This window comes from Pseudomonas sp. KB-10 (assembly GCF_018221585.1).
Lineage (GTDB): Bacteria > Pseudomonadota > Gammaproteobacteria > Pseudomonadales > Pseudomonadaceae > Aquipseudomonas > Aquipseudomonas yangonensis.
Genome location: NZ_QYYB01000004.1, coordinates 564,386 through 587,437 on the forward strand (window position 1 = coordinate 564,386; position 23,052 = coordinate 587,437).

Annotated in this window: 23 protein-coding genes; 11 read left to right on the plus strand and 12 right to left on the minus strand. The window is 62.4% G+C overall.

The annotated features are described in order from the left end of the window. Nucleotides 1-58: 58 nt before the first annotated feature. The gene (locus DXK50_RS14520) at nt 59-1,117 is read right to left on the minus strand and encodes an ABC transporter substrate-binding protein (RefSeq protein WP_024307313.1); all 1,059 of its coding nucleotides are present in this window, start codon (nt 1,115-1,117) and stop codon (nt 59-61) included. 316 nt (nt 1,118-1,433) lie between these two features. Between DXK50_RS14520 and DXK50_RS14525 the strand changes: the two genes are divergently transcribed. The 4 genes from DXK50_RS14525 (at nt 1,434) to DXK50_RS14540 (ending at nt 3,932) form a co-directional block, all read left to right on the plus strand. Further along, entirely contained in the window at nt 1,434-2,150 is a 717-nt protein-coding gene (locus tag DXK50_RS14525; protein ID WP_212630786.1) for a UTRA domain-containing protein, read from the plus strand. Between the two features lie 161 nt (nt 2,151-2,311). After that, nucleotides 2,312-2,674: a YciI family protein gene (locus tag DXK50_RS14530; RefSeq protein ID WP_212630787.1), complete on the plus strand. Its 363-nt coding sequence runs from the start codon at nt 2,312-2,314 to the stop codon at nt 2,672-2,674. 31 nt (nt 2,675-2,705) lie between these two features. Further along, a complete protein-coding gene (locus DXK50_RS14535; RefSeq protein ID WP_161864484.1) occupies nt 2,706-3,488 on the plus strand; it encodes a DUF899 domain-containing protein in 783 nt (260 codons plus the stop codon). 21 nt (nt 3,489-3,509) lie between these two features. Further along, a complete protein-coding gene (locus DXK50_RS14540) occupies nt 3,510-3,932 on the plus strand; it encodes a YybH family protein (protein WP_161864483.1) in 423 nt (140 codons plus the stop codon). A gap of 9 nt (nt 3,933-3,941) precedes the next feature. Here DXK50_RS14540 and DXK50_RS14545 read toward each other — a convergent pair whose 3' ends face one another. Next, nucleotides 3,942-4,478, minus strand: coding sequence for a tetratricopeptide repeat protein (locus tag DXK50_RS14545; protein ID WP_161864482.1), 537 nt, complete (start codon nt 4,476-4,478; stop codon nt 3,942-3,944). Nucleotides 4,479-4,629: 151 nt separating this feature from the next. Between DXK50_RS14545 and DXK50_RS14550 the strand changes: the two genes are divergently transcribed. After that, nucleotides 4,630-5,757 carry a M14 family metallopeptidase gene (locus tag DXK50_RS14550; RefSeq protein ID WP_212630788.1) on the plus strand — a complete coding sequence of 376 codons (1,128 nt, stop codon included), beginning with the start codon at nt 4,630-4,632 and terminating at the stop codon, nt 5,755-5,757. A gap of 141 nt (nt 5,758-5,898) precedes the next feature. On the opposite strand, the gene DXK50_RS14555 is transcribed toward DXK50_RS14550, so the two are convergent. Beyond that, nucleotides 5,899-7,158 carry an OprD family porin gene (locus tag DXK50_RS14555; RefSeq protein ID WP_161864480.1) on the minus strand — a complete coding sequence of 420 codons (1,260 nt, stop codon included), beginning with the start codon at nt 7,156-7,158 and terminating at the stop codon, nt 5,899-5,901. Between the two features lie 527 nt (nt 7,159-7,685). Between DXK50_RS14555 and DXK50_RS14560 the strand changes: the two genes are divergently transcribed. After that, nucleotides 7,686-7,838, plus strand: a complete 153-nt coding sequence (locus tag DXK50_RS14560; RefSeq protein WP_212630789.1) for a hypothetical protein — start codon at nt 7,686-7,688, stop codon at nt 7,836-7,838. On the opposite strand, the gene soxR is transcribed toward DXK50_RS14560, so the two are convergent. Beyond that, nucleotides 7,835-8,293: a redox-sensitive transcriptional activator SoxR gene (gene soxR, locus DXK50_RS14565; protein ID WP_212630790.1), complete on the minus strand. Its 459-nt coding sequence runs from the start codon at nt 8,291-8,293 to the stop codon at nt 7,835-7,837. The genes DXK50_RS14560 and soxR overlap by 4 nt on opposite strands. A gap of 77 nt (nt 8,294-8,370) precedes the next feature. On the opposite strand from soxR, the gene DXK50_RS14570 reads away from it, so the two are divergent. Next, a complete protein-coding gene (locus DXK50_RS14570; protein WP_161864478.1) occupies nt 8,371-8,949 on the plus strand; it encodes an NADPH-dependent FMN reductase in 579 nt (192 codons plus the stop codon). Between the two features lie 177 nt (nt 8,950-9,126). Here DXK50_RS14570 and gcvT read toward each other — a convergent pair whose 3' ends face one another. The 3 genes from gcvT to gcvH form a co-directional block, all read right to left on the minus strand. Further along, on the minus strand, nt 9,127-10,251 hold the full coding sequence (gene gcvT, locus DXK50_RS14575; protein ID WP_212630791.1) for a glycine cleavage system aminomethyltransferase GcvT: 1,125 nt from the start codon (nt 10,249-10,251) through the stop codon (nt 9,127-9,129). A gap of 175 nt (nt 10,252-10,426) precedes the next feature. Further along, nucleotides 10,427-13,279, minus strand: coding sequence for an aminomethyl-transferring glycine dehydrogenase (gene gcvP, locus DXK50_RS14580; RefSeq protein ID WP_212630792.1), 2,853 nt, complete (start codon nt 13,277-13,279; stop codon nt 10,427-10,429). Between the two features lie 9 nt (nt 13,280-13,288). Further along, a complete protein-coding gene (gene gcvH / locus DXK50_RS14585; RefSeq protein WP_003245719.1) occupies nt 13,289-13,672 on the minus strand; it encodes a glycine cleavage system protein GcvH in 384 nt (127 codons plus the stop codon). 331 nt (nt 13,673-14,003) lie between these two features. On the opposite strand from gcvH, the gene sodC reads away from it, so the two are divergent. After that, the gene (sodC, locus tag DXK50_RS14590; RefSeq protein ID WP_212630793.1) at nt 14,004-14,555 is read left to right on the plus strand and encodes a superoxide dismutase family protein; all 552 of its coding nucleotides are present in this window, start codon (nt 14,004-14,006) and stop codon (nt 14,553-14,555) included. A gap of 212 nt (nt 14,556-14,767) precedes the next feature. Here the strand turns inward: sodC and DXK50_RS14595 are convergent, their stop codons facing one another. After that, the gene (locus DXK50_RS14595) at nt 14,768-16,288 is read right to left on the minus strand and encodes a sigma-54-dependent transcriptional regulator (RefSeq protein WP_212630794.1); all 1,521 of its coding nucleotides are present in this window, start codon (nt 16,286-16,288) and stop codon (nt 14,768-14,770) included. A gap of 73 nt (nt 16,289-16,361) precedes the next feature. Here DXK50_RS14595 and DXK50_RS14600 point away from each other — a divergent pair, with 73 nt between their 5' ends. Next, nucleotides 16,362-16,559, plus strand: coding sequence for a hypothetical protein (locus tag DXK50_RS14600; protein WP_024307325.1), 198 nt, complete (start codon nt 16,362-16,364; stop codon nt 16,557-16,559). 204 nt (nt 16,560-16,763) lie between these two features. Here DXK50_RS14600 and DXK50_RS14605 read toward each other — a convergent pair whose 3' ends face one another. The 4 genes from DXK50_RS14605 to DXK50_RS14620 all read right to left on the minus strand — a co-directional run bounded on the left by DXK50_RS14605 (nt 16,764) and on the right by DXK50_RS14620 (nt 21,468). Then, nucleotides 16,764-17,462 carry an endonuclease gene (locus DXK50_RS14605; RefSeq protein WP_212630795.1) on the minus strand — a complete coding sequence of 233 codons (699 nt, stop codon included), beginning with the start codon at nt 17,460-17,462 and terminating at the stop codon, nt 16,764-16,766. 111 nt (nt 17,463-17,573) lie between these two features. Next, a complete protein-coding gene (locus DXK50_RS14610) occupies nt 17,574-19,025 on the minus strand; it encodes a high affinity choline transporter 1 (protein WP_212630796.1) in 1,452 nt (483 codons plus the stop codon). 368 nt (nt 19,026-19,393) lie between these two features. Then, nucleotides 19,394-20,095, minus strand: a complete 702-nt coding sequence (locus DXK50_RS14615) for a DsbA family protein (RefSeq protein WP_212630797.1) — start codon at nt 20,093-20,095, stop codon at nt 19,394-19,396. A gap of 242 nt (nt 20,096-20,337) precedes the next feature. Beyond that, entirely contained in the window at nt 20,338-21,468 is a 1,131-nt protein-coding gene (locus DXK50_RS14620; protein ID WP_161864468.1) for a mechanosensitive ion channel family protein, read from the minus strand. Between the two features lie 570 nt (nt 21,469-22,038). On the opposite strand from DXK50_RS14620, the gene DXK50_RS14625 reads away from it, so the two are divergent. Both DXK50_RS14625 and DXK50_RS14630 read left to right on the plus strand, forming a co-directional pair. Further along, nucleotides 22,039-22,587 (plus strand): Imm42 family immunity protein, encoded by a 549-nt coding sequence (locus tag DXK50_RS14625; protein ID WP_212630798.1) that lies wholly within the window; start codon nt 22,039-22,041, stop codon nt 22,585-22,587. 3 nt (nt 22,588-22,590) lie between these two features. After that, a complete protein-coding gene (locus DXK50_RS14630; RefSeq protein WP_212630799.1) occupies nt 22,591-23,004 on the plus strand; it encodes a hypothetical protein in 414 nt (137 codons plus the stop codon). Nucleotides 23,005-23,052: the final 48 nt, after the last annotated feature.

Genomic DNA, 23,052 nt, shown 5'->3' on the forward strand with positions numbered 1-23,052 from the left:
TATCTGAACACGCCCTCGGATTTCATCCGGGCTACGGATCAATGGTGTCGCGGCTGCATCAATTCATATTGATGATCACGTGCTCCTGCCACAGACGCGGCAGGGCCTTGGAAGTGGCTTCCCAGGCGGCGGCATCCTTGATCGGCTGGACCTTGGCGTACTGCTCTTGCGGCAGCAGCTTGGCCTGCACCTCGGCCGGCATGTCGATATGCTCGGCGCGAATCGGGCGGGCGTGGCCCTTGGCGAGATTGATCTGCCCCGCATCGCTCAAGATGTATTCGCGGGTCAGCTTGGCGGCGTTGGGGTTCTTCGCCCACTTGTTGATGATGGTGCTGTAGCCGGAGATCACCGAACCGTCGGACGGGATCAGCACCTCGAAGCGCTCGGGGTCGATCTGGTCGCGGTAGGACAGGCCGTTGAAGTCCCAGACCACGCCGACTTCCACTTCACCTTTTTCCAATGTCTGGATGGTCGGGTTGGCCAGCGACAGGCGGCGCTGCTTGGCCAGGTCGGCGTACAGGTCCAGTGCCGGCTGGATGTTGCTCTCGTTGCCGCCCAGGGCGATGGCCGCGGCCAGCACGCCGTTGGTGGCCTGTGCGGCGGTGCTGACGTCACCGGCGGCGACCTTGTAGGTACCGGTTTTCAGATCGGCCCAGGAACGTGGAATATCCTTGACCAGCTGCTTGTTGACGATGAAGGCGATGGAACCGGTGTAGGCCAGCATCCAGTGGCCGTCCTTGTCCTTGGCCCAGTCCGGAATCTGCTCCCAAGTGCTCGGCTTGTAAGGCTGGGTCACGCCCTGCTGCACGGCGATGGGGCCGAAGGCGGCGCCGACGTCACCGATATCGGCGGTGGCGTTTTCCTTCTCGGCGGCGAACTTGGCGATTTCCTGCGCCGAGCTCATGTCGGTGTCCTGGTGCTTGAGGCCGTATAGTTTGGCCAGATCGGCCCAGGTGTCTTTCCAGTTGGCCCAGCTGTCGGGCATCCCCACGCTATTCACCGCGCCCTCGGCGCGTGCGGCCTTTTCCAGGGCCTGCAAGTCGGTGCCTTCGGCCATGGCGGAGGTCGCCAGAGCGATGGCCGAGCCCATCAGTGAAGCCAGCAGCAGTTGTTTCATTGGAAACTCCTTTGCAGTGAGAGTGTTGGTCTAGATCAGCAATACCCGAGCCAATCTAGGCGCCTTCGATGACAGTTTTATGTCCGGCCACCAGTGGCAGATGTCCAGGTGCAGAGGGCCGGTGCGCTTCACAAGCGTAGACCATGGATAAGTGGCTGATTTGCTGGGCTGTGAGTAAGCATGGCGGTGGCATGCGGCGTGCTTGCAGCAGAGTTGTCATCTATCAGTCATCTAGACTGCCTAGTCTTGTAACCCGTCTTAGCGAAAGGCTTTTGCCCTGTCATGGGGCTGGACTAGTCCAAAAGGGGAGATATTGATGCGCGAAGAAGCGCCGCGGGCCGTCACCATCATCTGTCGTGCCCTGCAGGAGCAGATAGACCGGGGCCTGTTGCCCTCCGGCAGCAAGTTGCCGGCCGAGCGCAAGCTCAGCGAGTTGTTCGATACCACGCGCATCACCCTGCGCGAGGCACTTGGCCAGCTGGAAGCCCAGGGGCTGGTCTATCGGGAGGAGCGCCGCGGCTGGTTCGTTTCACCGACGCGGGTCGCCTACAACCCGCTGGTTCGTACTCACTTTCACGCCATGGTCGCGGAACAGGGGCGGGTGCCGGCTACCGAAGTGCTGAGCGCCAGGCTGATGCCGGCCAGCGCGCAAATCTGCCAGGTGCTGGAGTTGCCGGCGCTGTCGAGTGTCTATCAGGTATGCCGCGCGCGGCGCATCGACGGACGCCTGGTGCTGTATGTCGAGCACTATCTCAACCCGGCCTATTTCCCCGGTATCCTCGAGTTCGACCTGACCCGCTCGCTGACCGATCTCTACGCCAGCGAGTACGGCATTCACTACGGACGCGTGCGCTTCGACATGGTGCCCACCGCGCTGCATGCCGAAGCTGCGGCCAGCCTCAAGGTGGCGCCGGGCAGCCCGGCGCTGCGCATCACCCGGGTCAACCGCGATCAGCACGGACGCATCATCGATTGCGATCTGGAGTTCTGGCGCCATGACGCCATTCACGTCAGCGTCGAAGTGCCTGAGTAGATCGTGCCGCGAGGCGCGCGGCTTGCCGCATAGAACAGACTTCGATGGGCAGGGCGCACCTTACCATTCGTCGGCTTGATCGATATTTTTCCCGCCGATGTCGAAAGCCCCCCGCCGCATTCGACTATCCAGTACCCACTGCACAGGAACTGGAGCGCGCCATGAAATACCTCTGCCTCGTCTACGCCAACGAACAGGAGCTGCACAGCTCCCCCGACAGCCCGCATGACAGCGAATGCTTCGCCTACGCCCAGCGTGTGCAGGAGAGCGGGCGCATGCTCGCTGCCGAGGCGCTGCAGTCGGTGCAGACCGCCACCACCGTGCGCATGCGCGGCGGCAAGCTGGCGATCACCGACGGCCCCTTCGCCGAGACCAAGGAGCAACTGGCAGGCTTCTACCTGATCGAGGCGCGTGACCTCAACGAAGCGATTCAACTTGCCGGTCACATACCAGGCGCCCGGGTTGGCTGCGTGGAGGTGCGTCCGGTTCGTCAACTGGATATCGACCCGGCCGCTCAGCACTGAACCGTCATCGCCCTGTTTCAGGAGAATCGTCATGGACCGTCGCTATATCCCCGAGGTTGCCACACGTGAGCAATGGCTTGCCGCACGCAAGGCCCTGCTCGAACAGGAAAAGGCGCTGACCCGTCAGCGCGATGCGCTGAACCGCGCCCGCCGTGCCCTGCCCATGGTGCTGGTGGAAGAGGATTACCGCTTCGATGGCCCGCAGGGCGAAGTCGGTCTGCAAGCGCTATTCCACGGGCGCAGCCAGTTGATCGTCTACCACTTCATGTACCACATGGATCGCGGTGAGGGCTGCGATGGCTGTTCCTGCCTGGTGGACAACATCGGCCATCAGGCCCATCTGCATGCCCGTGACACCAACCTGGTGCTGGTCTCGCGCGCGCCGTTGGCCGACCTCGAAGCGTTCAAGCGGCGCATGGGCTGGACCCTGCCCTGGTACAGCTCCTACGGCAGCCGCTTCAACTACGACTACCACGCCACCACCGACGAGCAGGTCGCGCCGGTCGAGTACAACTACCGCGACAAGGACGAGCTGCAGCGCCTGGGCCTGACCTATCACATCCAGGGCGAGCAGCCCGGCGTGAGCGTGTTCCTGCGTGAGGGCGGGCGCATCTATCACACCTACTCAACCTATGGTCGAGGCGTGGAGATCTTGATGAGCAGTTTTCATTTCCTCGATTTCACGCCCTTCGGCCGTGGCGAAGGCTGGGACGGCATGCCCGACCTGGACGGCAAGGGGCGCAACTGGACGCGCCTGCATGACGAATACGAGCACGCTGCGCCCACCCACGACTGCTGCGGCCACAAGGCCTGAACTTAGCTAAGGAGAACCCCCATGAGTCAGCACGAACTGCAAGACGCACTGAACAGCTGGACCGAAGCCTGCCGCAGCAAGGACGTGGCGCGCATCATGAGTCACTACGTCGAGGACCTGGTGTCCTATGACGCCGTAGGTCCCTTGCGCTTTCAGGGACGCCCGGCGTACCAGGCGCATTGGCAGGCCTGCATGGAGATGTGCAGCGGCCCGGGGATGTTCGAGCCGCATGAGCCGACGTTCAACGCCAGCGGTGATCTGGGCGTGACCCACTACCTGCTGCACTGCGGCGGCAGCAATGACAAGGGCGAGCTGGAAACCTGCTGGATGCGCGTCACCCAGTGCCTGCGCCGCCAGGGCGGCCGCTGGCTCATCTTCCACGAGCATTTCTCGGCGCCCTGCGACATGGAAAGCGGCAAGGCGCTGTTTGACCTTCAACCTTGACCGTTCGACCTACTGACGACCCAGCGCCATGCAGGACGGCTCGTAATTCTGCTGGCAGGCGCTCTGGTACAGGCGCTGGGCCTGGTCCGGGTCACGCGAAACACCGCCCTCGCCGCGACGGTAGAGATTGCCCAGCACATGCTGAGCCATGGGGTTGCCTGCAGCGGCCGACTGGTTGAGGTACTTGAGCATGCCCTGCTGGTTGGCGAACTCCGGCGCATCACGCCCGGTATAGAGGTAAGCCAGGCTCACCGCGGCCATGGCGTGGCCCTTGTCGGCGGCCTGCTTCCACCAGTACTCGGCCTGCTTGAGATTCTTCTCCGGCTGGCCGACGAAGTAGCTGCTGCCGAGCTGGAACTGGCTGTCCAGATCGCCGCGCTGGGCCTGCTGGCGCAGCTGATCCTGCTCGGTCTGAGTGATGGGCTGTTCTGCCTGCGGCTGCTCGTCAGGCTTGGCGGCATCAGGCTCACGTCCGGCGCAGCCTGCCAATAGCATGAAGGCGAGCAGGGCGGTGGCGGTGTGCAATCGGTTGAATGGACTGGGCATGACGGTGGCTCCCTGAGCGAGAAAACGAGGCAAGTCGCTGTTAGGCCTGCCTCGCACACCTTAGTTCGCTCAAGTGCATCTGTGCAGTGACGACTTCACACCCGCGCCATGAACTGCAATCCTGAGCGCCGACTTCGCTCACGAGGCAGCCATGAAGATCAGTGCGGATTTCGACAGCGGCAATATCCAGGTCATCGACGCCAGTGACCCGCAGCGTGTGCTGCTGGCCATGCGGCCGGACCTCAACAGCCATCATTTCCAGTGGTTTCACTTTCAGGTCGATGGCCTGCAGCCTGGCCAGCGTTATGGCTTCAGCCTGACCAATGCCGGGCAGTCGGCTTATAACCGCGCCTGGGACGGCTACCAGGCGTTGGCCAGTTACGACCAGCAGGACTGGTTTCGCGTGCCGACCCGTTTCGAAGACGGTCAGCTGCGATTCGAGCTGCAGGCCGAGCACGCGAGCGTGCGCTTTGCCTACTTCGAACCTTACCCGCGAGCGCGGCATGAAGGCTTGATCGCCAAGGCGCTGGAGCGCGGTGCCGAGCTGGTGGCCAGCGGCAGAAGCCTGGAAGGGCGCGATATCCAGCTGCTGCGCATCGGCGGCCAGGCAGGCGCCGCGCGCAAGCTATGGATCATCGCCCAGCAGCACCCCGGCGAGCACATGGCCGAGTGGTTCATGGAGGGGCTGATCGAACGCTTGCAGGACCCACATGACGCCGAGGTCCAGGGGCTGCTGGCCGAGGCCGAATTCTACCTGGTGCCGAACATGAACCCGGATGGCGCCTATCGCGGTCACCTGCGCACCAATTACGCCGGACAGGACCTCAATCGCGCCTGGCAGTCGGCCAGCTCCGAGCGCAGCCCGGAAGTGCTGTTCGTGCTGCAGCATATGCAGCGCATCGGCGTCGATCTGTTCCTCGATATCCACGGCGACGAGGAAATTCCTCACGTGTTCACCGCCGGCTGCGAAGGCAACCCCGGCTACACCCCGCGCCTGGCTGCGCTGGAGGAGGACTTCCGCAGCCGCCTGGTCGGCATCGGCGCTGAGTTTCAGACCCGTTTCGGCTACCCGCGCGACGAGCCGGGCCAGGCCAACCTGACCCTGGCCTGCAACGCGGTGGGCGAGGCCTTCGATTGTTTGTCGTTCACTATCGAGATGCCGTTCAAGGATCACGACGACAACCCGCAGCCGCGCACCGGCTGGAATGGCGCGCGTTCGCAGAAGCTGGGGCGGGAGGTTCTGACGGTGCTGGCGCAGATGGTCGGGCGCTTGCGCTGAAACGGCCTGTCCAGGCTCGGCCGCTCTGCGTACAGTCTCGGCTGGCGGCCAAACTGATAAACAAAAAAAGCCCGTCACGAAGACGGGCATAAAGTGCCGTTAACACACAGGAGTCAATTGGACGTAGTGAAACGTCCGGTATTACAGAATCGAAAGCGGATAGTTGATGATCAGGCGGTTCTCATGCAGATCCTGGCCAACGTCGCGGCGGACGTCGGAGTTACGCCAGCGCACGTTGAGGTTCTTCAGGGTGCCTTCCTGAATGGTGTACGCCAGCTCGGTCTCCCGGCTCCACTCTTCGGCGTCGGTGCGACCGCCGGCATGGATATTGGAGCCGCTGGTATAGCGGTTCATCAGGGTCAGGCCCGGGATGCCGAGGCCTGCGAAGTTGTAGTCATGACGTAGCTGCCAGGAGCGTTCCTCGGGGTTGTCGAAGGCCGACAGGAAGCCGTCGTTGACCAGCATGCCACCACTGGCGCCATCGATACGCAGGAACTTGGTATCACCGCTCAGGCGCTGGTAGGTGACCTGAAAGGTATTGTTGCCTCTCTTGGCCGACAGCGCGCCCTGATACACCTTGTTGTCCAGATCGCCGGCTTTGGCCGCGCCTTCGTCCTTGCCGTTGAAGTAGCCCAGGTTGGCGCCCAGTACCCAGTCACCGACCGGTTGGCTGTGGGTCAGCTGCACGAAGCTCTGCTTGTACACATCTTCCAGGCGCGCGTGCCAGACGCCGACCATGGTGCTGTTGCCGTTGAAGCGGTACTCACCACCGCCGAAGTTGAAATCATCACCCTCAACACCGCTGAACGACATGTCTTCACGGCTGGCATCGTGACGCTGGCTGTTCTTCCAGAACTGACCACCGTACAGGGTCAGGCCGTCGATTTCGTTGGAAGTGATCTGTGCACCCTGGAAGGTTTGCGGCAGCGAGCGACCGTCGTCAGCACGCAGGATCGGCAGCACGGCGAACCACTCACCGACTTTCAGTTCGGTCTTGGAGATTTTCGCCTTGGCGGCCACGGCAGTACGGCCGTATTGATCGGCTGCTTCACCGTCATCGTGAATCGGCATCAGTTGGGTGTTGGCGGCGCCACGGTTGCCATCCAGCTTGATGCTGTACAGGCCGAGTACGTCGAGGCCGAAGCCAACGGTGCCCTGGGTGTAGCCGGAGCGTGCATCGAGGATGAAGCTCTGGGTCCAGCCTTCGGCCTGGCCCTGGCGCTCACCGCGGATAAGGGGATCGGTACCATTGAGGTAATTGCGATTGAAGTAGTAGTTGCGCAAGCCGAGGGTGACTTTGGCGTCTTCGACGAAGCCGGCAGCGTGCGTGGCAGTCGGCATAACCAGGGCCAGAGCCGTGCTGCCGAGCAGGGCCAATGGGATGATGTTGCGTGCGGTCATTGTTGTTGTGCTCCCAGTTTTTGAACGAACCATCCCCTGCTGGCCTGCTCAGGGCCTGCATGAAGGGAATGTGTGTTTGCCCTGTCGAGGGCGAGCGGCCGGCCGAAGGTGGCCGGTCATTGCTGGAGGGCTGGCGTCAGCCTCCGGCGAATCCGGGTCTATGGCGTGCGGTGGCGATGAAGGCCGGGCAGGCGAGGCGCTGCTGTGCTGAGGGAGAGGCGAGGGTAGTCATGTTCTGGCCCTTATTCTTGTTGTTATCGTTGTCATATGTCGTCATACAACTGATCGGATTATCGACAGCATTTTTATCGCTTGTCAACGTGTGACTAGACGAAAGTCTGAGTGGCAAAAACAGATGACGCTTGGTTGTAACCGGGGAAGTGAGCGGTTATGGCGCGACGTGATCGCTTTAGACAGGGCTGCAAGTCGCGCGGTTGTTGTGTGATGACGTATGACGGCAGGGGCGCGTAGCAAGGGCTACATCACTGTCTCGGTGGTGAGTCAGGGTTGTTCGGGCCTGATCTTTTATGTACTGGGCGCAGCGATGGCGATACGGGCGCTGTCGCTACGTCGTGCATGCCCTGGCGCAACGCCTGCCGCAGGTGCCGGCGATCTCCCTGGATGTGCGCGACATTCGGCGCGAGTCGTTCAGCAGTCGGCGCAACTGCCTGGAGGATTAATCCGTCTCCAGCAGACGTGCCCCGACGCCCTGTTCGCTGAGTTCGTCCTTGGGGTTGCGTAATGGGCAGTTCTGCATCGACAGGCAACCGCAACCGATGCAGCCGGTGAGCTGGTCACGCAGTCGCGTCATCTGCTCGATGCGGGCATCCAGATCGCGTTGCCACTGCTCCGATAGTTGCTGCCAGTCCGCTGCCGTGGGGATGTGATCGCAGGGGAGGGTGGCGAGCGCCGCACCGATATCTGCCAGCGGAATGCCCAGTCGCTGCGCCACTTTGATGATCGCCACGCGGCGCAGTACATCACGCCGATAGCGCCGTTGATTGCCGGCATTGCGCTGGCTCTGAATCAGCCCCTTGGCTTCGTAAAAGTGCAGTGTGGAAACCGCCACGCCACTGCGCTCGGCGACCTGGCCGACGCTAAGTGGGCGCTTGTGGAAGGGACGGTGCGTGTCCATGCAAATTCCTGTTGACCTCAAGTTAAGTTGAGGTTTTACCCTCGCAGGCCTTGATAGACAACCCCGAGGGCATTTCCATGCAGGACCGCATTCGACTGGTACTGATTTACGGCAGCGTGCGCGAAGAGCGCTTCTGCGACCAGGTGGTGGCCTGGGCGCGTGAGCAGATTGAACAGCGCAGCGAATTCGAGCTGAGCCTGGTCGATCCCGCGGTGATGTTCCGCCAGTCGGGTGAGGACCCGGCGATCGCCGTGCAGCGCCATCAGTCGTTGCAGAATCTGCTGCGTGCCGACGCCTTTCTGATCGTCACGCCGGAGTACAACCACGGCTATCCGGCGGCGCTCAAGCAGTTCATCGATGAGGTACCGGCCTCCTGGGAGGCGCGGCCGGTGGGGTTCGTCAGCTATGGCGGGGTATCCGGCGGGCTGCGTGCGGTGGAGCAGTTGCGCCAGGTGCTGGCAGAGCTGCATGCCATGACGGTGCGTAGCTCGGTGAGCTTCACCAATGCCTGGGAGCAGTTCGATGAACAGGGACGATTGAGCGAGCCGCGACATGCCAACTCGGCGCTGGCACATACGCTGGTGCAGCTGAACTGGTGGGCGCAGACGCTGCGCGCCGGGCGTGAGCGCGTCCCTTACGAGCGGATCAGGGGGTAGAAACGACGTAGCCCGGGCGCAATCCGGGAGCTTTTCAGGCATCCCAGCATTGCATCCGGGCTACGGAGCAGAGCGCGCGCAATGAGTGTAGGAGCCTCGCCCCGAGGCGAAGCTTTTGCGTCTTTCGATGTATTCGCCGCGAGGCGCGGCTCCTACAGCGCAGGGCAACGTGGCGGATCAGCCGCGATAGTAGCGCTGCGGTACGAACGGCGTCTTGGCCACTTTCATCGCCACGCGCTTGCCGCGCACCACGGCCCAGACATCGCTGTCGACGGCGGTGTGGCTGGCATTGACGTAACCCATGGCCACCGGTGCGCCGAGGGTCGGACCGAAGCCGCCGCTGCATACCTGGCCGATCACGGTACCGTCGGCGTCGACGATTTCCGCGCCCTCACGCACCGGCACACGCTCCTGCGGCAGCAGGCCGACGCGCTTGCGCGCCACGCCTTTTTGCTGCTGCTCGAACACGCGCTCGGCGCCCGGGAAGTTGCCGGCACGCTCGCCACCTTCGCGACGTACCTTGGAGATCGCCCACAGCAGGCTGGCCTCGATCGGCGTGGTGGCGCTGCTCATATCGTGGCCATACAGGCACAGGCCGGCTTCCAGACGCAGCGAGTCGCGCGCGCCCAGGCCGATGGCCTCGACTTCCGCTTCGGCCAGCAGGCTGCGCGCCAGGGCTTCGGCCTGGTCGACGGCGACGGAAATCTCGAAGCCGTCTTCGCCGGTGTAACCGCTGCGGCTGACGATGCATTCGCCGCCCAGCAGGCGCACGCGGGCAACCTGCATGAAGGTCATCTTGCTCACCTCAGGCGCCAGGCGGGCGAGCACGTCGACCGCTTTCGGGCCCTGCAGGGCGAGCAGGGCGCGCTCCTCGAACAGGCACTCGATCTGGCATTGCTCGCCGATGTGCTTGTTCAGGTGGGCCAGGTCCTGATCCTTGCAGGCGGCGTTGACCACCAGATACAGGGTGTCGTCACCCAGGTTGGCGACCATCAGGTCGTCGAGGATGCCGCCCTGGGCATCGGTGAACATGGCGTAGCGCTGCAGGCCCACCGGCAGGTCGATGATGTCCACCGGCACCAGGCTTTCCAGGGCACGCGCGGCGTTTTCGCCACGCAGCAGAATCTGGCCCATGTGCGACACGTCGAACAGGCCGGCGGCGTCGCGGGTGTGCAGATGTTCCTTCATCACGCCCAGCGGGTACTGCACGGGCATGTCATAGCCGGCGAAGGGCACCATGCGCGCGCCGAGTTCGATGTGCAGGGCGTGCAGCGGAGTCTTGGCGAGGGTTTCAGTGGTCATCGGGAAATTCCTTCAGAAGGCCCGGCGCTGTTAGCGGCGGGCGTTTCGTGAAACGGCTTGAGGTAGCCCGGATGCAATCCGGGAGCTTTTCACGGCTTCCCCGGATTGCTTCCGGGCTACGGCTGGAAACGGAACGGTCCCCTCTCCCGTAAGCGGAAGAGGGGAGGCAAGCGCATTACGCGTCCTGATACGCCTCGATGGACGGGCAGGCGCAGACCAGGTTGCGGTCGCCGTAGACGTTGTCGACGCGGCCAACCGGCGGCCAGTACTTGGCCTCGATCAGGCTCGCCAGCGGGTACACGGCCTGCTCGCGGCTGTAGGCGTGGTTCCACTCGCCGACCAGTTCCAGGGCGGTGTGCGGGGCGTTCTTCAGCGGATTGTCGTCTTTATCCAGACGGCCCTGCTCGACCGCACGGATTTCCTCGCGGATGGCGATCATGGCGTCGCAGAAGCGATCCAGCTCTTCCTTGGACTCGCTCTCGGTCGGCTCGATCATCAGGGTGCCGGCCACCGGGAAGGACATGGTCGGGGCGTGGAAGCCGAAGTCGATCAGGCGCTTGGCCACGTCGTCGACGCTAATGCCGCTGCTGTCCTTGAGCGGACGGATGTCGAGGATGCACTCGTGCGCCACCAGGCCGCCTTCGCCGGAGTACAGCACCGGGTAGTGCTCTTCCAGACGACGGGCGATGTAGTTGGCGTTGAGAATGGCCATCTGCGACGCGCGCTTGAGGCCGTTGCCGCCCATCATGGTGATGTACATCCAGGTGATCGGCAGGATGCTGGCGCTGCCGAACGGCGCGGCGCTCACCGCACCTTCCTTGCGTGCCATGTGGCCATGGCCCGGCAGGAACGGCGCCAGGTGCGACTTGACGCCAATCGGGCCGACGCCCGGGCCGCCACCGCCGTGCGGGATGCAGAAGGTCTTGTGCAGGTTCAGGTGCGAGACATCGCCGCCGAACTGACCCGGTGCGCACAGGCCGACCATGGCGTTCATGTTGGCGCCGTCGATGTAAACCTGGCCGCCGTTGGCGTGGATGATCTGGCAGATCTCGCGGATGCCTTCCTCGAACACACCGTGGGTGGACGGGTAGGTGATCATGATCGCAGCCAGGCGATCCTTGTGCTCTTCGGCCTTGGCCTTCAGATCGGCGATGTCGACGTTGCCGCGCGCATCACAGGCGGTCACCACCACGCGCATACCGGCCATGGAGGCGGTCGCCGGGTTGGTACCGTGGGCCGATTGCGGGATCAGGCAGATGTCGCGCTGATCGTCGCCACGGCTCAGGTGGTAGGCGCGGATGGCCAGCAGACCAGCGTACTCGCCCTGGGAACCGGCGTTGGGCTGCAGCGACACGGCGTCGTAGCCGGTGGCGGCGCAGAGCATGGCTTCCAGTTCGCTGGTCAGCTGGGTGTAACCCGCGGCCTGCTCGACCGGAGCGAAGGGGTGCAGATTGCCGAATTCCGGCCAGGTGACCGGGATCATCTCGCTGGCGGCGTTGAGCTTCATGGTGCAGGAGCCCAGCGGGATCATGCTGCGATCCAGGGCCAGGTCCTTGTCGGCCAGCTTGCGCAGGTAGCGCATCAGCTCGGTTTCGCTGTGGTAGCGGTTGAACACTTCGTGCTGCAGGATCGCCGACTGGCGCAGCAGGCCGTGGGGCAGGCGGCTGGCGACCTGTGCGGCCAGCTCGCTGACGGCCGGGGCGGCCTGATCGCCGGCGAACAGCGCCAGCAGGGCTTCCACGGCGGCCTGGTCGGTGGTTTCGTCCAGCGACAGACCCAGACGCTCGGCGTCGATCTCGCGCAGGTTGATGCCGGCGGCACGGGCCTTGGCATGCAGCTCGGCGGTCTTGGCGCCGGTCTTGATGCTCAGGGTGTCGAAGAAGTGCTGCTGCTCGACGCTGTGGCCCAGCTTGGTCAGGCCCAGGGCGAGGATGGCGGTGAAGCTGTGCAGGCGCTGCGCGATGGCGGTCAGGCCTTTCGGGCCGTGGTACACGGCGTACATGCTGGCGATGTTGGCCAGCAGTACCTGGGCGGTACAGATGTTACTGGTGGCCTTCTCGCGGCGGATGTGCTGCTCGCGGGTCTGCATGGCCAGGCGCAGGGCCGGCTTGCCGAAACGGTCCACCGACATGCCCACCAGACGGCCCGGCATGTCGCGCTTGAACGCGTCGCGGGTGGCGAAGTACGCAGCGTGCGGGCCACCGAAGCCCAGCGGCACACCGAAGCGCTGGGCGCTGCCCAGGGCGACGTCGGCGCCGAACTCGCCCGGCGGGGTGAGCAGGGTCAGGGCCAGCAGGTCAGCGGCCACGGCGACCAGGGCATTGGCGGCGTGGAAGCGCTCGACCAGGGCGCGGTAGTCGAAGATGTCGCCGTTGCTCGCCGGGTACTGCAGCAGCGCGCCGAAGTAGGCGCTGGCGTCGGTAATAGTGGCTTCGTCGCCGACTTCGATGTCGATGCCCAGCGGCTCGGCACGGGTGCGCAGCACATCGAGGGTCTGCGGGTGGCAGTGCTGGGAAACGAAGAAGGTGTTGGCGGCCTTGTTCTTCGACAGACGCTTGCAGAAGGTCATGGCTTCGGCGGCAGCGGTGGCTTCGTCGAGCAAGGATGCGTTGGCGATCTGCATGCCGGTGAGGTCGCTGATCAGGGTCTGGAAGTTCAGCAGCGCTTCCAGGCGGCCCTGGGAAATCTCCGGCTGGTACGGGGTGTAGGCGGTGTACCAGGCCGGGTTTTCCAGCAGGTTGCGCAGGATCGGGCTCGGCGTGTGGGTGCCGTAGTAACCCTGGCCGATGTAGTTCTTGAACTGCAGGTTCTTCGCGGCGATGGCCTTGATCCTGGCCAGGGCGTCGGCTTCCGACAGGCCCGGCTGCTCACCGAGGATGCTGGTGCCCTTGATGCTCTCGGGGATCACGGCATTGGTCAGCGCGTCCACCGAGTCATAGCCGAGCAGTTCGAGCATGGCGGCGGTGTCGGCATCGCGCGGGCCGATGTGGCGGGCGATGAATTCGTTCTGGGTATCGAGCTTGGTCATGGCGGTCACTCAGGCGTCGGCGTTGGCGTTCAACAGACGATCATAGCCGGCCTTGTCCAGCAGGTCGGCCAGCACGGCGTTGTCGGCCAGGCGCATACGGAAGAACCAGGCCTTGTCCAGCGGCGACTCGTTGACCAGTTCCGGGCTGCCTTCCAGGTCGGCGTTGATTTCGACGATCTCGCCATCCAGCGGCATGACGATGTTGCTGGCGGCCTTCACCGACTCCAGCACCGCCACCTCTTCGCCCTGGGCGTAGGCCTTCACTTCCGGCAGCTGTACGTACACCACGTCGCCGAGCGCGTCCTGGGCGTAATGGGTGATGCCGACGGTAACCAGACCATCGTTGTCCAGACGCAGCCATTCGTGATCGGCGGTGAAACGCAACTCGCTCATGTCAACTCCTCAGGGGTAAAGATGTCCGCTTCTTGGGTGGCGGGCAGGTGGGTGGGCGTTTGCAATGCCAGTGCCAATGGTAAAAAACTCAATAAAAACAAATACTTATATAAATTTTCAGCGACGGCAAGCAATGCTCTGGAACGATATCGATACGAAACCATGCGTCGCAAATGGAAAAGTTTGCGTCGCACGAGCCGCGGCGCGGCCTGCAGGTCTTTGTTGCTGAATCGTTACGGTGGATCGATATCGATACAGCATATGGCTGGAACCGCTTAGAGGATCGAAGGTCGGTAACTGGGAGGCTTCATCGACAAGGAGATAGATCGACATGAAACCCCTGATCCCCCTGGCATTCGCGCTGCTTGGCGCCACCAGTCTGCAGGCCAACGAGACGGTTACCGTGACGCTGGAGCAGGCCACCGAGAAAGGTACCGGCGCGTCCATCGGCACCGTGACCATCAGCCAGTCGGCCTACGGGCTGGTATTCACCCCTGATCTGCAGGGGCTGGAACCTGGCGTGCATGGCTTTCACGTGCACACCGAGCCCAACTGCAACGCCGCGGAGGTGGATGGCAAGCTGACGCCGGCCGGCGCAGCAGGTGGCCACTGGGACCCGCAGAACGCCGGCCGCCATGGCTTCCCCTGGGAAGACAATGCCCACATGGGCGACCTGCCCGCACTGCTGGTGACCGAGGACGGCAAGGCCAGCCAGCCGGTGCTGGCGCCGCGGCTCAAGAGCCTGCAGGACCTGCACAATCGCTCGCTGATGATTCACGCAGGCGGCGACAACCACGCCGATCATCCGCAGCCGCTGGGCGGCGGCGGGGCGCGTGTGGCCTGTGGGCTGATCAAGGTGCCGACCAGCACCACGCCGATCTGACTCAACGCCGAGAATCGTAGGGTGGGTTAGCGGCGCCAATAGGTGAGTTCTCAGGCACTGCGGTCGTGGTGCGCCGCGTAACCCACCGGGCGATCTTCCGCGTTGCGCCGATGGTGGGTTACGGCGCATCGGGACCTTCGGGGGCCTCAGTATTTGCGACAGGCGCCTAACCCACCCTACAAGGGCGAGTGGTCCGCTTGTTAAGCCTGGCCTTAATGCTTGCCCGGAATCCCGTACTTGCGCAGGCGCTTGGCGATGGCCGTGTGCGAGGTGCCCAGGCGTGCGGCCAGCTGGCGGCTGGAGGGGTGGCTGTCGTAGAGCTTTTCCAGCAGCGCCTTCTCGTATTCGTCCATGGCCTGTTCCAGGCTGGCGACTTCCCCTGCGACCTTCGGCGCCACTTCGGTGCCGGCAATATCCAGATCGTCCATCTCCACCCAGTTGCTGTCGCAGATCGCGGCGGCGCGGAAGATCACGTTCTGCAACTGGCGCACGTTGCCCGGCCAACGCCCGGCCAGCAGTGCCGGGAAGGTGGTCGGCGCCAGGCGGCAGGGCAGGCGCTGGATCTGCGCGCAGGCCTGGGCCATGAAGTGCTGGGCCAGCAGCAGGATGTCCTGGCCGCGCTCGCGCAGCGGCGGCACTTCCAGATTGAGCACGTTGAGGCGGTAGAACAGGTCTTCGCGGAAGCTGCCTTCGGCCACCATCTTTTCCAGATCACGGTGGGTGGCGCTGAGGATGCGCACGTCCACCTTCACCTCGCGGTCGCCACCGACGCGGCGGAAGCTGCCGTCGCTGAGAAAGCGCAGCAACTTGGCCTGCAGATAGGGCGACATTTCGCCGATTTCGTCGAGAAACACCGTGCCCTGGTTGGCCAGCTCCAGCAGCCCCGGCTTGCCGCCGCGCTGGGCGCCGGTAAAGGCGCCGGGGGCGTAGCCGAACAGTTCGCTCTCGGCCAGGTTCTCCGGCAGGGCGGCGCAGTTCAGGGCCAGGAAGGGCGCATTGCGGCGCACGCTGACGGTATGACAGGCGCGTGCCACCAGCTCCTTGCCGGTACCGGTTTCGCCGTGGATCAAGAGCGGCGCGTCCAGCGACGCCACGCGCAGGGCGCGGGCCTTGAGCGCGCGAATCGGCGCCGATTCGCCGAGCAGCGAATCGAAGCCCTCGGCATGATCATGATGCAGCGCGGCCAGGCGCTGGCCCATGCGGCTCGGGGCGTAAAGGGTGAGCAGGCCACCGGTCAGGCGACCGTCTTCGGTGATCGGCTGGGCGTCGAGCAGCAGCGGCTGGCCGGCGAAATGCACCTCACGCAGCGGCTGATGGAAACCGGCGGCAAGCAGCGATTGCTGCAGCTCGTCATCGGCGAACAGCGCAGCGATGCTCAGGCCTTCGGGCGTGCGGCCGCACAAGTCCACCAGCGCCGGGTTGGCCAGCAGTACGGTGGCGCGATCGTCCACCGCCAGCACCGGGTCGGGCATGGCCGCCAGCAGGGCGTCGAGCTGCAGGCGGCGACGCTGGCCGGGCAGAATGTCCACCACCTCCACGCTCCGCACACCGTGCACCTGCAGCAGCGCGCCGCGCAGCTCCTCGAGCACCGCGGCGCTCAGGGTCGGTGCATCGATATAGACGTTTGGCGGTACCATCTCCACCGCATCGAGGTTCAGATTGCGCCCGCCGAGCAGTGCCAGGACTTCCTGGGTGATGCCGACGCGGTCGATGAAACTGACGTGGATACGCATTGATGACAGTCGAAATGGGCGAACAGGCGGCGATTATGCCTGCTCTGCCGCGCATGAGGAAAAGGGCAACACCGTGAGCACAGAAAAACCGAGCCGCGCCGACTACCACCGCGAGCACCAGGCACGCGCCGAAGCCGAGGCCCAGCGCCTGCTGGCGCGCAGGGCCGAGCTGCAGGGGCGCTGGTTACCCTGGGTGGCCCAGGAGCTGTACCAGCTCAGCCCGCCGGAGTTCGCCAACATGGTGCGCCGGGAGTTGCAGCGCCTGGCGTAGCCCGCCACGCTGCAACGCCCCCCGTAGGAGCGGCTTCAGCCGCGATGCTGTGAGCGTCCCGGATTGCATCTGAACGATGTGCCGGACAAAAGCATCAGGGCGGTTTGGGCAGCGGTAGAAGTTCTAATCGCGGCTGAAGCCCCTCCCACAAATCTCCCGCATCTGCGGGAGGGGCTTCAGTCGCGACCCTTCGTATCCAGCGACCTACGCACGCTTGCGCACACAGCGGCTCATATCCACCTTGCCTACATAAGGGTTGCCCCAGCCCATCACGCAAGCCACCTGCTGGTTGCGCTGCTGTTCCCAGGGTTTGACCGGGTAAGCCTTGCTCCAGGCCTCATAGAGCTGGCGATCCTGCTTCGACAGGCGCAGCTTGTAGCGGTCGGACATATAGAGGTAGGTGCGTGCGATCATTCCGCGGATCGCCGCGCGCGGCATCACCTTGCGCGCCTTGAAATCCACCACCGTCTCGCATTGCCCGTACTGATGCGGTTTCTGCGGCAGCCAGGCGAAGCTGTAGTTGCTGCGGTCGCCATTCACCTCGCCGATGCTCGGCACCAGGTTGTGCAGGTCGGCTTCGGCCTTGCGAAACTGCGCATCGTTGGCCGCGCAGTTCTTGCGGCCGCCTTTCTGCCAGCACTGGCGCTGATGGCCGATCACCCAGGCCGGGACGATATGCTCCCACTCGATGCGCTGGGCGCGACCCGCGTTCTTGCGCGGCGTATAGCCGCAGGAGCGCAGATCGACCCGATTGCCGCTGTACTTGCAGCCGCAATAGAACTCGGTGGACTGCTTGGCATACAGCCGCCAGGCCAGGCGCTTGGCCTCGGCGAAAGTGGCGGGTGCCGCGTGCAGGGAAAGGGTTGTGAAACAGCAGAGCAGGGGTAGTAGGTATCGAATCATGGGGCGGCAGAGTAGCCGTCACCGCTGTCGATGTGAAGATAGAAAAATTATGTTTTTCAAAGACTTATATGATGGCAAAGCGCCCTCCTCGAGCGAGGAGGGCGCCAGGCTTCAGGCATTGGCCGAGGCGGTGATGGCCTGCACGCTCGCGCCGCGGTCGCGGCTGAACTGCGGCATCAGCGAGCCGACCAGCATGCCCGCCAGGCTGATCAGCAGACCGGCCAGCTGCGGCGGCCAGAAATCGCCTTCCTGATAGGTCAGCTCCAGGGCAATCCAGCTCGACAGGCCCATAGTGATTGCCAGCAGCGCGCCCTGAGTGGTCGCACGCTTCCAGAACAGGCCGGCGAACAGCGGCACTACGGCGGCCACCAGCGTCACCTTGTAGGCGTTGCCGACCATCTCGTAGATGCTCGCCGTGGAGTGCAGAGCGAATACCGAAGTCGCGATGGTCATCGCCACCACGCTCACGCGCATGGCCAGCAGGAACTGGCGGTCGCTCATCGCCGGTACGAAGTTCTTCAGGATGTTCTCGGTGAAGGTCACCGAAGGCGCCAGCAGCGTGCCCGAGGCGGTGGACATGATCGCCGACAGCAGCGCACCGAAGAACATCACCTGAGCGAACAGCGGCGTACGCTCCATGATCAGGTGCGGAAGGATCATCTGGGCGTCCTCGGCCAGCCACTTCTGCACCATCGCCGGATCGATCAGCGAGGCGGCGTAGGTGAGGAAGATCGGCAGCATGCAGAACGACAGATAGAACACAGCGCCAGCCATCGAGGCACGTGCGGCGATGTTCTCGGTCTTGGCCGACATCACCCGGGCATACACGTCCTGCTGCGGGATGGAGCCGAGCATCAGGGTCACCGCCGCGGCGATGAAGGCGACGATATCCCGTGGTTCGAAGGCATGCATGAAGGTGAACTTGCCCTCCGCTGCGGCATGGCTGATCACCACGTCGGCGCCGCCGGCCATGTCGCCGATCAGCCACGTCAGGTACACCAGGCCGAGGACGATGATGATCATCTGCACGAAGTCGGTCAGCGCCACCGACCACATGCCGCCGAACAGGGTGTAGAGCAGCACGATGGCCGTGCCGATCAGCATGCCCTGGGTGGTGCTGATGGAGCCGTCGGAGAGCACGTTGAACACCACGCCCAGCGCAGTCAGCTGCGCCGCCACCCAGCCCAGGTAAGAGCCGATGATCACCAGGCTGGTGAAGATCTCCACGTGCGGCCCAAAGCGCTTGCGGAAGAAGTCGCCGATGGTCAGCAGGTTCATGCGATACAGCGGACGGGCGAAGATCAGGCCCACCAGCATCAGGCAGCCGAAGGAGCCGAACGGGTCCTCGACGATACCGGCGAAGCCTTCCTCGATGAAGGTAGCGGGAATGCCCAGCAGCGCTTCGGAACCGAACCAGGTGGCGAACACCATGGCTGCGACCAGAGGGAAGGACATGCTCCTGCCGCCGGCGGCGAAATCCTTGGAGTTCTTGACGCGAGTGGATGCATAGAAGCCGACACCGACGGTGAACAGCAGGTAGATCGCAACAAACCAGATCAGCATTGGATGAATACCAGTGGCTCGCCCGTCGTCCGGCGTCAGCGATGCCCGCTAGGCCGCCTGGACAGACAGAATTGTTGTTTTCATGGCGCGTCACGACTGGCGAGCGACACCCCGCTGGCGTGCGCCGAACCGGGCTCGCGGTCATTGCCGCAACGGGCGAGCAGTCTGCCAAAGCCGTAAAATATGTCAAACGCTTATGGCGAGTTCGCTGAAAAAAACGACAAGCGATACGAAGCAGAACTAATCAAGCGTCTGATTAATAATGCATTGTCGGGAGGCGGGAGTATTAAGCGTTTCGGATATTTTACGGAGAGCCTGTCGGGCTGACTGGTAGCTGATGCCTGCTAGGACAGCTACCGTCGTGGCGACTATTCATCGCGGGCTGGATACCGGAGGCCGCCTCTCACAGGCTGCAGTGACTGCAGATGTTCCAGCAGCCGTTGCGGGCCACCATACAGGTGCTGCCCGGCGATCACCTGGGGCTCGCCATCGATCCGGGCCAGCAACTGCGGCACGCCAGCGGCGGGTAATGCCCGCATGGCCTGCTGGGCCAGGGCGACACGGCGAGCGGTGGCTACGGCTAGAGCATGATCGTCTTGCAGGCAAGCGGCGAACTCATGAGTATCCAGATTCAACCCTGCGCGGTGCGCGACCTCCACCGCAATCCGCGCGACGGCTTCTGCGCGGCAGGTGTCCACGCCATCGACATAGCGGGCAAGCTGGGCGGCGTGCAAAAAGCGCGGCTCCAACGCTGCGTCCTGCTCCCCCAGTGCAGTCAGCGCCCGGGTCAGCGGCGTTGAATCGAACACCCCATCGGCTGCTTCCAGCACCTGAAGTCGATAAGCCTCGCTGAAGCGTTGGCCGGTGAGCGCGGTGATGCGCTGGTCGTTTTGCCAGGCGTGCTCGGCAATGGTCGCCATGGGGCGAGGATGCATGAACAGACCTATCGGCATCATGCGCAGCGCGCTGCCATGACGCTCGGCCAATCCTGCCAGCGCGGGCGCGCTGGCATAGCACCAGCCACAGAGCGGATCGAAGAAGTACTGCAACTCGAGGTTTGGCGAAGTCATGGGCATAGTCTCCTGTACGCCCACTCTATCGCTGCGTCATGTGCAGATATACCCGTTGGCAGTTACGGCTTTGTTGCGCGAAGCGCGCAAGTCCTGCGTTCAAGGGCGTTCCAGACCAACGATTTGGTGTCGCTCCCACCAAGGCGGGAGCCCATGCAATTCGCAGGTTCCGGATTGACCAGCACTGTTCCGTGGTCGAGCCGCTATCCCGCATATCCGTTGTGACGGCCTTTTCAGGGGGCTTAGTTAAACCTCGGCAAATGTTGATCCTGCTCGCCTTCCTCTGGCAGGGCCTGCTGCGGCTGGCCGGCGACCTTGATGGTCGGCATGCTCTCGCCCATCAGACGCAGATCGCGACGCGGCAGGGCGAAGCGCACATCCAGGTCGCGCAGGGCATCGAGCAGTTGCAGATTGATCTCCTGCTGGATGTCCATGTACTGGTTGTAGTCCGAACTCTGCACGATATACACCACTTCGAAGGTCAGCTGGCTTTCGTCGAAACCGAGAAAATGCGCGCGGTCGAAGCGGGTCTTAGGCGTGGCGCGGATGATGTCGCCGACCCGCTCCGACACCTGGCGAACCTTGTCGCTCGGTGTGTCGTAACTGATGCCGAACTTGAAGACAATGCGGCGGGTATTCATGCGCTTGTAGTTGTGCACGATCTGCTTGAGCAGGTCGGCATTGGCGCACACCACCTGTTCGCCGCTGAGGCTGCGGATGCGTGTGGTCTTCAGGCCGATATGCTCGATGGTGCCGGCTACCGCGCCGAACACCACGAAATCGCCGATTTCGAAGGGCTTGTCGACGCCGATGGACAGTGAGGCGAAGACATCGCTGAGCACCGTCTGCACCGCCAGCGCCACGGCGATACCGCCGACCCCCAGGCTGGCCACCAGCGCGGTGATGTCCACCCCCAGGTTGGCCAGGATCGACAACAGCATCACCGACCACACCACGATCAGGATCATGATGCTGATGATGGTGGTCATCACCGGGTTGTAGGCGCCGCTCTTTTTCATCACCAGACTGCGCGACCACAAGCGCACGCCAGTATCGACCCACAACGCGACCTGCAAGGCCAGCGCAACGAACCAGGTATGACTCAACGCGCTCTGCCAGCTGCCAGGCAGCTCCGGCAGGCGCAGCGCGAGCAACAGGGAAAAGGCCAGCAGCAACACGCGGCTGGTACGGCCCACCACCACGGCGATGAAGTGCGGCCAACTACCATCCTGATCCTTCGACCAGGCCATCAACCGCTTGTGCAGCGTGCTGACCACGGCACGCAGCACGCTGTAGATCAGCGCCGTGGCGACGACGACGATCGCCACGTTGAGCCAGAGCTCACGTTCAAGCCAGATGTTCCACTGTTCCATCGCCAAGGGCCTCCAGGAAAGGATGTATAGATTTCTGGTGGCATTGGGGGGCAGAAGTTCCGGGGAATAATTGGTCTCGGTTGGTTCAGCTGACGTAATCCATTTCTGCGAGAGCCCTTGCGGTCAAACCTTTCAAACGCTCAGAAACGAAAAAGCCCCGTCAGTGATGACGGGGCTTTTGCTTGACTGTCTGGAGCGGGTGATGGGAATCGAACCCATTTGAAGCGCTGCCCGTTACTGCCCTTCCCTGCCCAAAGCTAGCAAAATCGGGGCTTTCGCCCCTCCCTTCCTGCCCATTGCGGCACTCTGTCGCCCGTTGATTTCGACACTTTTTCGACACTCAGCTAGACAGTATTAGGGGCTCCGGGTAGCGTCTAGCCATCACAACGCCCTGGATCGTCTGAAATCTGGATGCTTTGCGTGTCGCTTTTCCTTCTGCCCAAGTCGCTTTTCTCATTTTGACCTTAATTAAAATCAAGGGCTTAGCGAAATTCTAGGCAGATTATCAGACACCAGCGGGTATTTTATGCGACAGCAATGTCGCCTAATTAATAGTTAGGCAATCCACGGATGATCTTCGGCAACAAGTCAGACTTCGCAATTGAGGCGATGATCGAGCCACATTTAGAACCGCCTTCTGAACCATGGGGCCGGCTATGCATATGGGTATCGGGCACACAAATCGGCGATTTTGATGACCCACACTGCGGCTTATACAATTGCCACGCAAGTTTCCAAGAAACATCTAAAAGACTAGATGCACTATGGACGAAAGAGCTAGAAAGCCTAAGCGACATAGAAATTTGGAATTTCCTTGATGGCACGCTTTATGGGCATCATGGAAATATAGAAATCGACGACCTCAGAACATTAGAAGAAACAATCAGAGATGCTGAAAAATATTCAAAATTTGATTTTCTTACTAACTGGGGTGAAATGTTCGACCGAGGCGGAAAGTCTTTTATTCTAAAGCCACCAAGTGAGCACATCAAAATACTCAACTACGACTACAAGCAAGAAGTTGTCAGAACCTACAGATGCACAGAGTTCTCTTTCTATCGAGCATCTAGAGAATTTTCCAACTGGTATTCTGAGCAGGTAAGAAGACTAAAGGCCTAACAAATGGTTCAAGTCGTTCGCTTCGCTCACTCGGGACCGGCTAAAGCCGGCCCCTTAACCAAACGTTATGTGAAATCAAGTATGAAAAATGAAGAAATACAAATAGAACTTGATGAGCGAAATGCTCACCAGAAGGCTTTGCTTTTGCTTAGCTATGGGCATCAACTAACGGTAATGTCTAGAGAGTCGTATGAATTTCAGGGCGCGGGCGTCACCAATCCCAGATTATTGAGAGATGCCAATGAAATATTACATCGTGTATTTCAAGCGCTAACTGAGCTGCAATTGCAATCTGAAAAGAGCTTTTCTCTATCAGGCATTTCGCACTGGATTTCATGCGAGGAAAAGACTGGAAGTATTGTGCAAGCAAGCAATCAGGCTTTTTCAATGGCTCTTCAAAAATGTAAAATCACATAACAATGCATTGCACCTGACGCATTGTAAGTAGCGCTTTTGCAATATCGC

Coding starts and splice junctions, on each gene's coding strand:
- DXK50_RS14620 (WP_161864468.1), bottom strand. CDS start 21,468: ATGGAACAGTGGAACATCTGGCTTGAACGTGAGCTCTGGCTCAACGTG.
- sodC (WP_212630793.1), top strand. CDS start 14,004: ATGAAACCCCTGATCCCCCTGGCATTCGCGCTGCTTGGCGCCACCAGT.
- DXK50_RS14530 (WP_212630787.1), top strand. CDS start 2,312: ATGAAATACCTCTGCCTCGTCTACGCCAACGAACAGGAGCTGCACAGC.
- DXK50_RS14560 (WP_212630789.1), top strand. CDS start 7,686: ATGTACTGGGCGCAGCGATGGCGATACGGGCGCTGTCGCTACGTCGTG.
- DXK50_RS14540 (WP_161864483.1), top strand. CDS start 3,510: ATGAGTCAGCACGAACTGCAAGACGCACTGAACAGCTGGACCGAAGCC.
- DXK50_RS14525 (WP_212630786.1), top strand. CDS start 1,434: ATGCGCGAAGAAGCGCCGCGGGCCGTCACCATCATCTGTCGTGCCCTG.
- DXK50_RS14520 (WP_024307313.1), bottom strand. CDS start 1,117: ATGAAACAACTGCTGCTGGCTTCACTGATGGGCTCGGCCATCGCTCTG.
- DXK50_RS14630 (WP_212630799.1), top strand. CDS start 22,591: ATGGTTCAAGTCGTTCGCTTCGCTCACTCGGGACCGGCTAAAGCCGGC.
- DXK50_RS14570 (WP_161864478.1), top strand. CDS start 8,371: ATGCAGGACCGCATTCGACTGGTACTGATTTACGGCAGCGTGCGCGAA.
- DXK50_RS14615 (WP_212630797.1), bottom strand. CDS start 20,095: ATGACTTCGCCAAACCTCGAGTTGCAGTACTTCTTCGATCCGCTCTGT.
- DXK50_RS14595 (WP_212630794.1), bottom strand. CDS start 16,288: ATGCGTATCCACGTCAGTTTCATCGACCGCGTCGGCATCACCCAGGAA.
- soxR (WP_212630790.1), bottom strand. CDS start 8,293: ATGGACACGCACCGTCCCTTCCACAAGCGCCCACTTAGCGTCGGCCAG.
- DXK50_RS14605 (WP_212630795.1), bottom strand. CDS start 17,462: ATGATTCGATACCTACTACCCCTGCTCTGCTGTTTCACAACCCTTTCC.
- DXK50_RS14610 (WP_212630796.1), bottom strand. CDS start 19,025: ATGCTGATCTGGTTTGTTGCGATCTACCTGCTGTTCACCGTCGGTGTC.
- gcvH (WP_003245719.1), bottom strand. CDS start 13,672: ATGAGCGAGTTGCGTTTCACCGCCGATCACGAATGGCTGCGTCTGGAC.
- gcvT (WP_212630791.1), bottom strand. CDS start 10,251: ATGACCACTGAAACCCTCGCCAAGACTCCGCTGCACGCCCTGCACATC.
- DXK50_RS14625 (WP_212630798.1), top strand. CDS start 22,039: ATGATCTTCGGCAACAAGTCAGACTTCGCAATTGAGGCGATGATCGAG.
- DXK50_RS14550 (WP_212630788.1), top strand. CDS start 4,630: ATGAAGATCAGTGCGGATTTCGACAGCGGCAATATCCAGGTCATCGAC.
- gcvP (WP_212630792.1), bottom strand. CDS start 13,279: ATGACCAAGCTCGATACCCAGAACGAATTCATCGCCCGCCACATCGGC.
- DXK50_RS14545 (WP_161864482.1), bottom strand. CDS start 4,478: ATGCCCAGTCCATTCAACCGATTGCACACCGCCACCGCCCTGCTCGCC.
- DXK50_RS14535 (WP_161864484.1), top strand. CDS start 2,706: ATGGACCGTCGCTATATCCCCGAGGTTGCCACACGTGAGCAATGGCTT.
- DXK50_RS14555 (WP_161864480.1), bottom strand. CDS start 7,158: ATGACCGCACGCAACATCATCCCATTGGCCCTGCTCGGCAGCACGGCT.